The organism is Bacillus cereus group sp. BfR-BA-01382 (assembly GCF_022663475.1).
GTDB lineage: Bacteria > Bacillota > Bacilli > Bacillales > Bacillaceae_G > Bacillus_A > Bacillus_A thuringiensis_S.
The window spans coordinates 44309-54447 of the sequence record NZ_JAKUFQ010000031.1; the positions used below are offsets into that span (position 1 = coordinate 44309).

The window sequence follows — 10139 nt, forward strand, 5'->3', positions numbered from 1 at the left end:
AAGACTTTGCAACCCCAAATATCAATTATCCTTACTAGTTATAATAAGCCATCATTAATTAATCAAGTTATTGAAAGTGTTCTAATGCAAACTTATAAAGAATGGGAACTTTTTATTATGGATGATAACTCCTGTCCAGAAACTATAAATGTCATAAAAAATTATCTAGAGGATCCTCGAATTACTTATACGAATAGTTTTATACAAGATGATGAACGATATAAAACTACAAGATATGCAACACTTATCAATGAGGCACTACCATTAACTTGTGGGGATTATATTTGCTATTTAACAGATGATACTATATACCTTCCAAACAGATTAGCTGAAATGTTGTCTTTCTTAGAAAAACATCCTGAAATTGATGTAGTCTACTCTTCCCAATACGTAAAATATGTTGATTATAACCTACAACCTACAAATGAATTTGTGAGAGAAGCTTCGGAAATTTTATATACAGCTGCTAATGTTGTAGATCATTGTTCAATTATGCATACTAGAAGAATATTATTAAAAGTCTATGAAAAGTACTGTGGATATTGGGATACAAATCCTTTATATTGGTTTGCTGGAGATGCAATGTTTTGGAAACGCCTAAATACATTTCAACCTTTTTATCCCATTAACAAAGTGCTCGATATTACTTTTAAAACACCATTCTCTTTCCAAAACCTATATGCTAACCTCCCTTCAAAAGATTTAAATGGTATTTTATTTAGTAATTCACAAGGTAAAGTATTTTTAATTGATAACTTTAAACGCAGGCTTATTTCGAAAGATATGCTTTCTTACTTCAAATATAATCAAAATGAAATTGTCTTAATTCCCGATCCATTTATCTACAAATATACAGAAGGGCCCCCCATAACCCTTACAGAGTCAATTCCAAATCTACGGGTTGTGCAAAGTGAAAAAGGAGAGTTATTTTATATAGAAAATAATCAAAAACGTCCATTTATTGACACCATTGCATTTCGCAAATTTAAATTTTCAGTTCAAGAAATTATTAAAGTTTCACAACGTAGTTTAAATCAATTTTCAGATGGACCACCTATTTATCCAAATTTATCTCGTCACGCGGTTTTACCAGAAGGAAAAGTATTTATCTACCATCACAATTATTTCATCATGACAGATTATATGCTTCATCCCATAGATAAAGATATATTGCAAAAACTATATTTATTAAAGAACTGTATACCGATTTCAAAGACCAATTTATCCTACTTTAAGATGGGCCCTCCTATTTCAACATACCCCTCTTACCTAGCTGAAAAATACTTAGAATAGTACCAAGAAAGAGTATTATCAATAAAACAATAGAAGAAGGTTCTGAACTAAGTACTATGCTTGCCTATAGTATTGAATTAAACGAACTGTTAGAAAATGAACTAAATAAAAGTCCATATTGTTCTACTAGCATCTCCTAATAGGGTGATAGAATTTATTTAGATGATCAAAGATTCTTCTTAACTTGTAAAATAAATTATCATAAAAAGAGGACGCAAATAAAAATGCGTCCTCTTTTTATATCAAATCAAACTAATCCATTAAAATCCTTTTCATGAATCCGAATAAGTAATGTTTTTAAGAAAAACAAGATCTAACATCTTAGCTGTTACACTAAATAGATTTACATAATTCACAACTATGACAAGTATTACATATCGCTTAAGTTTCGTTACCTTTTTCTGTATATAATGATAAAAAAATTGTGAACTTTTATCGCATTATGCAAGACATTTAATATCAAATATATTACTTTTACTATGAATTAAATGTGTTTATAGGACTTTTCTAGATAAACAAGGTGCTAAATTAATTCTTAAGAAATCATTACTATTTCATTTATCTAAAAATTGAAAAAATATGTGTAGATAGATATCATCTTAAATACATATATAATTAACTTTAATTTTCTGACAAGATTTCACATAATTCTTAAACTAATTTTTTACGTGCATTATGAAAAAAATTGCACCGTGTCAGTCTTTAAAAGATTATATATCATAACTTTAAGAGAGGAAGAAAAACTATGAAGATGAAAAGAAAAATCATTATGACAACAGCACTTGCCGCTACGTTAGCTACAGGTGCACTACCTACTACCTCGGTGTTTGCTGCAGAAAAAGAGGCTCCTATTCAACACAAAGAGGCACAATCGAGTATTCAACCTTTGGCACAAAATAATTTGGAAACAGCCGTTCAAGCTGCCTTAAATGGTCCAGAAGTCAAAAAAATTAAAGTATTTGAACATGAATTTAATGTAAAAGAAATAGAAGTAGTAAACCTAGGTGCAGGAAAAAAATATGTTAAGGGGCAAATTTCTCATCATTTAAGTTTTCGTCCAGATGATCAATTTTATTATGAGTTTACAGTACAAGATGGAAAGGTACTAGATAAACCTGTATTTAATATTGATAGAGGTGGTTGGACACCATTTGCCGCTCCACTTTTATCAATTCTTGCTGCGTATAATGGAATTCCAGTTAATCCAAATGATTTAAATACACTTGGTCAGCAAATTGGTAAAGTTATAGATGGAAGCTGGGAACATGCAGCCCAATCAATTGCAACTGTAGTTAGTCTAAGTTTTAATGAGTAGAATTTTTCAATTTTTATTAGCAGTGTAGAGATCCGCTTTTTGTAATCAGCCTTGTTATAAGAGATTCTAAAACAGCTATTAATAAATTTTTACCACTCAATCACATTATCTTGATTTGTTTACCACCTTATTATTCATTATATGTCACAAAATAGAAGTCTTTTTTAGGACTTCTGTTTTGTTTGTATTCAATGCAATAAACAGTTGTTTTTTTGGGAGGCTATACTTCGATTTTTCAATAATCCATTTGGCTATTAGAGACAATTTATAATAACAAATTATTAAAGTCTCAAATAACTTACTCCCCCTATTGTTAATTATTTTCAAATACAAAAATTTATTATCTTAAGAATGAAAAACAATAAATATAGTAAAAAATCATCTAACAATTGTTTAAAGGTCAGGAGAGAAAAAATGAACAAAATAAAAATGAGAAATTTCTTTAAAATTAGTATCCTTACTTGTATTACACTAGCAAGTTTAAGTACACCATCTACTATTTTAGCTAATAGTCATCCAGGTTACTCCTATGAATCCAATATAGGGTATCAAAATCCATCGTGGATGGCGAAAATAGAAGATTCAACAAAAATAAGTGAAATATCTATTCCAGGGACTCACGGTACAATGGCTTTACATGGAGCAAGTTTTATTGATGAAAATTTGACAAGAAATCAAACTATGAGTTTATCCCAACAATTAAATTCCGGAATTCGATATGTAGATATGCGTGTTAAACGTGTAAAAGATTCTTTTGCAATGTATCATGGTGTTGTAAATCAAAAAGCTGTGTTTGAAGATGTATTGAAAGAGACCATTCAATTTTTAAAAGCTCATCCAACAGAAACAATATTAATGCGCTTAAAAGAAGAAACTACTCCTGAAAATGGATCTCTATCATTTGAGGAGATATTTTTAAAATACAAAAACGTTAATGCTTCATATTTTTGGGATCCTAATTCCGTACAAACTTCAGATAGAAATAATCCTACTTTAGGAGATACCCGCGGGAAAATTGTAATCTTACAAAACTTTACATCCACTCAATTGTACGGGATTGATTACGAAGGTTTGAATATACAAGATAAATTTGAAATTGGAAGCGGACCAAACGAAATATACACAAAATGGATTGCGATAAAAAACCATCTACAAAATACAAATACTAACTTTAATAATGGAAAAATTCACCTCAACCATTTTAGTGGTACGGGGGGCGCAGCCGCATTTTTAAATAATGTATATCCTTGGTTTGTTGCAAGCGGAAAAGAAGGCAGAAATACTGACAGTAGTCCTAAATTGATTCAAACGAATTCCACTAATGCGTGGAGTGATTTCCCTCGCGATAGAAACGGACAAGTATACTATGGGGGGATGAATATACTTGGGACCGAACTCTTACAACAAGGCGCAATTAAACATTCTGGTATCATCGCAGCTGATTTTCCTGGTCCAGGTTTAATTGATAGTATCATTAAATTAAATGGTATACATTCAAATGAAAAAGAAATATTAATTTCGCAAATAGCATCTGAATCTAGTCCTTTATCAGGGCAACAAAATCGATCCAGCCAAAACTTTAAAATTGATAGTTTACCTGTAGGTACAAAAGAATTAAAATGGGTTATTGAGCCTTCAGAAAAAGATTATCCTTCTACTATTTCTTTCAATGTAATGATTGATGTTTCCCTGGGAATAGATTCCACTCGTTGGAAGAATATTTCACATGAATCTAAGACTGAAGCTTACACAAATACTAAATATTATATTGCAAGTCCAATTGGTGCCACTAGCAAATTCACAGTGAAAATTTACGCTATTACAAATTAGAAAAAAAGAATCCCAATGGAATTCCATTGGGATTCTTTTTTTAATTTCATTTCGTAAACATTAGGATAGCGATTAAATTTTATCCCGCGTTAACGGGCGCCCGTAAAAGCCCGATTGGTGAGGGCTGATAATCAGTCGGGGATGAACAAAACCTCCACTGATTACAGTTTCACTTTATTAACATATCATTTAATCCATTAGATAATTATATTTGGAACAGCCCTTAATTTTTAAAGAGCAATCCAAAATTGTAAACTATCTTTTTCAGCTTATCATTTATTCAAAACTGGCTTCCAAAGCGATAAAGCAAAAATCCAATTTGAGTCGCCATTTCCTTGATGATTTTGAACCGCTTCGTACACTTTCCCCTCATGTACTACTCTATCACCTTTAGTATATGCTTTTCTTGCATCCCATTTTTCATATGCGGAATTCTCTGACTTTGTTGTTACATTCAAAACATCACTTCTACTAGATTCATTTCCAGCTAAATCAACCGCCGTCACTACATAATTATACGATGTATTAGCCTTCAAATCTTTATCCATAAAGGATGTATTAGCCGCTGTTCCAATTTTATTCATAACCCCAGCGCTTTCTCTATATACAATATAATGGTCAACACCTACATTATCTTCTGACGGACTCCACATTAAATCAACAGTTGTCGATGTTGTACCCATACTATGTAATCCTTTTGGTTGAGTTGGAGCCTCTATATCGGGGATTGTATGTGTTGTCTTAACCTTCAGTTTTTCACTTTCTTTTGATATGTTTCCAGCAGAGTCTAATGCCTTTATTGTATAAGTATATTCCGTATCTGCTTTTAATTTTTTATCAATAAAAGTTGTACCTGGTACCGTATCAATTACTTCTCCATTACGTAACACTTGATATTCTTTTACACCTATATTATCAGTGGAAGCCTTCCATGTTATTTCAACACTATTGGCAGAAACTTTAGAGGCATTTAATTCAGTTGGTTGACTTGGAGCTACTGTATCAGGAGTTTCATTATTTACTAAATTTACATCAACTACATTATAAAAAGCATTTGACGTATCTGCTACATCCCATACAGCTAAAATAACATGATAACCATTACGATCAGTTGGTACATTAATTGTATGTGTTAAATTATTTGATGCAGCCGAACCGTCATGTTTCACAGTTCCGATTGGTTCTAATTCAGCACGTGTTAATGGTTTGTTAGGATCCCATCCCTTTTTTGTAATGTAATAATGCCATTTACTTGTAGAATGTGCTGCTGTATATTTCCATGTAAATGTATTTACTCCACCTTTAATTGTGTTTTTGAACCAACGATTTGATGTTTGTTGGTCAAGAATACCTCCAAACAACCCTCCTGCCGAAGCGATTTTCCCATCAATCGGTCCACTATCTGGAAATCCTTTAGGTGCTTCTAGACTTTGAGGTTCGTACATTACATTTCCACAATTTAAATTTAATACCCCATAATTCTGACTACATAAAGCAGCACGACTACTCGGCTTTTCAACAAACCCATGTGCATACGCACTTTGAGGAGCCATTGTGATTGCCGTCATGCCTGCAGCCAAAACACAAGCACCAATCCCCTTTTTACTTGTTCTTAATCTTTCCAATTTAGATGTTAATTTCAATTTCATTTTTGTCCCCCCAATATATTGCTTTCGCTAATATAATAGCAATATAAGGATAAACGAACAAATCATCAATTAATATATTAATATCTCTCATAAATTGGTGCATTTATTATTATTTTTAATCTCCTATAAAAATAAAGTAAATACAATTACGCAATTTTGTAACATTATGTATTAAAAGAAGAATAAAAACTCCGTTTAATTTCACAAAAAATTCAAATATTAAAACAAAAAAATTCCTCATATAGGAAAAATAAATTTTTTATATTACAAAAAGCAAAAAAGTCTGGAAGAAACCGATTATATCCGTTTCTTCCAGACTTTTTTGCTTTTATACCACTCACAAATCCTTTAACCTTAAACATATACACTTGAGGTTAAAACACATATAATACCCCTACTAATTCAAACTAACGCTTAATTACTCATAAAATAGCTTAAGGTATCTAGCTTAACTGTATTTTCTTTATTAATAGCTATTTTCTATCCTGTATTTCCTTACTTTAAACAAATTATCAAGAGATTGTTAACGTTTAAGAAAAGAGAAAAGATTTAAAATCCCATTTTTAATTATCACATTTTAACAATTTATTATGTTATTTTTAGCTAATAAGGCACAGAAACAAAGGATGAACTTCAGTGTGCTTGAGAACGATTTTAGGGTGAAACGTTTAAAGGGTATTTTAGTACTGAGTTTTTATTAAATGTTCCTGTACCTAATATTTAAATTAACGTATGTCAAAATATTTTACAATACGAGTATTAAACGTTACATATTTTTATATAAAATGATACATTTCATCAACACACCTCTTCTGATCTTTATGATAAATATAGAAAATTCAGCTCTTTAGGATTTAATTTTAGAATTCTCATAAAAGTATATAATAGATTAGACACATAATTGTCACAAATTAATAGTTTATCTACTTTATGATTACCTATGAAAACTTTATTACCACTTCAATATTTACTGCTAAACTAAAGCACTCTATACCTACAATTTCTTAAAACCCTTTTAAATAATCTTTCAAAAGAGTCGATAGTTTTATATTTTTTATTTTTTTATTGTACATTTGTACATTTGATGTTAGGATTATGCCTATTAAAATTGAATCCTAACGATTCTTCTTTATAATCTCCATGTTTTAATTGTTAAATAAAAATATAGATTCTGATATATATTTAAAATCAGAACGAAAATGTCGTTATTTTACAATGATGTCGTGGAATACCTTTAGAATGGAAAGATATATGCAACAACGTGTTAAGGGGTTACAGGGGGAACAAAAATGAGAGACTTTTTTGATGATAAGTATAAAAATATTGAATTGAAAAGGAGGTTAATAAATTTAATAAGTGAAATTAGCGAATTCAAAGGAAAATTAGCTGCTTATCAGGAACAAAACAAGGACATATTTAATAGCTTAGAAAAAACTATACCACTACATTACATAAAAAATTTCACAACTATTTACGAGGATATAAAAGTTCCTAATAAAAGATTAAAAGAACTTATTTTAGATGATATCGTACCTCAAAATATTTCGGAAGATGCTATTTTTTGCTATTATCAAACACTTTCTTTTGTACATAAAAACTCCTGTACTTTATTAATCAATCCAGCAACTATACAGGAATTACATTTTCAACTAATACATTACATTACCTCTGACAGTGCCAAATGGCGTGAAAAACCTTTTATTATTCCAGGAATTCCAGAACATGGAATGCACTTGAATAGTTACCGCATTCTTCCACATGAACTTATTCCACAGTTTATGGAGCAATTATGTGATCAATACAACTCATTAAATACTAGTAAGGGGCTTCATTCACTTTTATTAATAGCTCGTTTTATATTAAATTTTTATTGCATAGTCCCTTTCAATCAAGGTAATAACAGGTTGGCATTTATGTTAATGCAATTGCTGTTAATTAAGAGTGGACATACATTTGTAAAATATGTATGTTTGGATAAATATATTAAGAAACATGAATCTGATTATTACAATTCGATTTATAAATCTTCGGTGAATTGGTACTGCGAGGAACATAATAATAGCTTTTGGTTAAAAACGTTTTTAACCATTATATTAGAGGCTTACAAAGATCTTCATAACACAGTTCTAGATTCTATATGTAAACATACTAAAGTTGAGAGAATTCAGGATTTTATACTTAAACAAAAACAACCCTTTACTAAAGAAAGTATTCGTAACACTTATCCAGACATTGCAGAGAGTACAATCAGTAAGGCTTTAAATTCCTTGCAACTGTTTGGCCATATTAAGCTAGTTACAAAAGGAAGAAATGCAAAGTGGATTAAAATTTGACCATACTTTCAAGACACCTGAGGTTCAAAAATTCAATAATAACTTTATCATTGAATTTCATTTTAATTTTAAGCTATTATTACTTTTTTAGTTATTTCTAATTCCAACAAAACAGTTTATAGGAAAAGGTCCGCTTCCCTCCGCCTTTTCCTATAATAAAATTAAATATAAACATAGAATAATTGTCGAAAAAAGTCGCATTTTAATATTTTTTCTTTATTTTCTGGTTGTAAACGTTTCACTTTCATGTTACCATCTTAATCAAACAATAGATGGTAACATGAAAGTATTTCTTTCCCTTAGAAACATATAAACGTACGGTAATATCAAGAAAATAAGGCCAAAGAAATATTTGATACCTACCAAAATAATTAATAGGAATTTTGTTGCGCTATTTTTTCTGATAATTAAGAAAATGCATTTTGTCCCTAAACAAAATTTGTTAGTGCGCAAAATTCAAATACACTAGAACACCCAAATAAATGAAAAATGAATTCTTCCTACAAAATTTAGCTGATTAACATAAAGACATCTAAATTACTACCTTTATCGCCATCTATTGTTGACAACATATTTACCAACTAAAAAAGAACCTATCAAGGGTTCTTTTTATTATAATCATTCAAATTTCAATTCTATCTTAATACTTAAATTTCCACACAAATTACATCTGCTTTTTGCTCTCAATTATTGAATTAATAATATAGCACATCAAATTTATTAATTCTTATCTCCAATTAGTTTAAATTAGTGAATAAAATTCAATCATATAAAAATAATAAATACAACTAATCGTTATATATTAAAGAGGTGTCAATTTTGTCCTTAAATGAAGAGACCTTAGAAACTAAGACAGATAAAACCATTGAAAAGATTCAAACAAGTAACTTAAAACAACTTAAAAATACACTAGATAATATCTTTGATATTAGTGCAGATTTAATTGAACATCCTTTGCAATTAAAAACAAACACGAATATTTTACTATATTATTTTGAAGGCCTTACAGATGGTGTTGCATTAAAAACCAATGTTGTTACACCATTATTACAAGAAGTAAATGAAGACAGTCAAATATTTAATTCTAATATTATTGCTACTCATACCAAAATAGTATATACATGGAATGAAATTAAAGAAGGGTTACTTGAGGGGCAATGTGTACTGTTTATGGAGGGAGAAAAGCGGTCACTTCTAATAAACACAAAAGGCTGGGCAGAAAGGGCGATTCAAGAGCCAATTTCAGAAGTTACTATTAAAGGATCCCATGATGGATTTATTGAAAATGCCACAAAAAATATAGGTCTTATTCGTCGATATATTCCTTCTACAGAGTTAAAAATCAAAAAGCTGACGATTGGAGAACGAGCCACTTCTATAGTCTATTTAATTTACTTAGGTGATGTAGCAAACGCAGATGTAGTCCAAGAAATAGAAACTAGAATCTGTAAAATCAAAACAGATGCGGTATTAAGTATTGGAGAGCTATCTAATTATACAAAAGATCAAAATTGGACTCCTTTTCCACAGGCTTATTTAAGCGAACGCCCAGACGCCATTTCAAATCATATACTTGATGGGAAAGTAGCAGTGTTAATGGATAGATCACCTGGTGCAATGGTTGTTCCTATGAATTTGATTGGATTTTTTCAAACCCCAGATGACTATAATATTCATTGGCTCATCGCATCATTTTTTCGCTTATTACGATTTGCAGGA

At 30.2% G+C, this 10139-nt stretch carries 6 protein-coding genes; 5 read left to right on the forward strand and 1 reads right to left on the reverse strand.

From position 1 onward, the window contains the following. The first annotated feature begins 6 nt into the window (after positions 1–6). The 3 genes from MR160_RS14945 (at position 7) to MR160_RS14955 (ending at position 4438) form a co-directional block, all read left to right on the forward strand. Positions 7–1293 (forward strand): glycosyltransferase family 2 protein, encoded by a 1287-nt coding sequence (locus MR160_RS14945; RefSeq protein WP_001183018.1) that lies wholly within the window; start codon positions 7–9, stop codon positions 1291–1293. Between the two features lie 745 nt (positions 1294–2038). Next, positions 2039–2608, forward strand: a complete 570-nt coding sequence (locus MR160_RS14950) for a hypothetical protein (RefSeq protein ID WP_000782791.1) — start codon at positions 2039–2041, stop codon at positions 2606–2608. 414 nt (positions 2609–3022) lie between these two features. Further along, a complete protein-coding gene (locus tag MR160_RS14955; protein WP_001033595.1) occupies positions 3023–4438 on the forward strand; it encodes a phosphatidylinositol-specific phospholipase C in 1416 nt (471 codons plus the stop codon). Positions 4439–4710: 272 nt separating this feature from the next. Here the strand turns inward: MR160_RS14955 and MR160_RS14960 are convergent, their stop codons facing one another. Continuing rightward, a complete protein-coding gene (locus MR160_RS14960) occupies positions 4711–6087 on the reverse strand; it encodes a lytic polysaccharide monooxygenase (protein ID WP_000769023.1) in 1377 nt (458 codons plus the stop codon). Between the two features lie 1289 nt (positions 6088–7376). Between MR160_RS14960 and MR160_RS14965 the strand changes: the two genes are divergently transcribed. Then, the gene (locus tag MR160_RS14965) at positions 7377–8420 is read left to right on the forward strand and encodes a Fic family protein (protein ID WP_001204206.1); all 1044 of its coding nucleotides are present in this window, start codon (positions 7377–7379) and stop codon (positions 8418–8420) included. 819 nt (positions 8421–9239) lie between these two features. Further along, positions 9240–10139, forward strand: a 900-nt coding sequence (locus MR160_RS14970) for a spore germination protein (RefSeq protein ID WP_242297659.1), incomplete at its 3' end; no start/stop codon positions are given.

Bases quoted from the DNA above. Each gene is read 5' to 3' on its own strand.
- MR160_RS14950 (WP_000782791.1), top strand. From the start codon at position 2,039: ATGAAGATGAAAAGAAAAATCATTATGACAACAGCACTTGCCGCTACG.
- MR160_RS14955 (WP_001033595.1), top strand. From the start codon at position 3,023: ATGAACAAAATAAAAATGAGAAATTTCTTTAAAATTAGTATCCTTACT.
- MR160_RS14960 (WP_000769023.1), bottom strand. From the start codon at position 6,087: ATGAAATTGAAATTAACATCTAAATTGGAAAGATTAAGAACAAGTAAA.
- MR160_RS14965 (WP_001204206.1), top strand. From the start codon at position 7,377: ATGAGAGACTTTTTTGATGATAAGTATAAAAATATTGAATTGAAAAGG.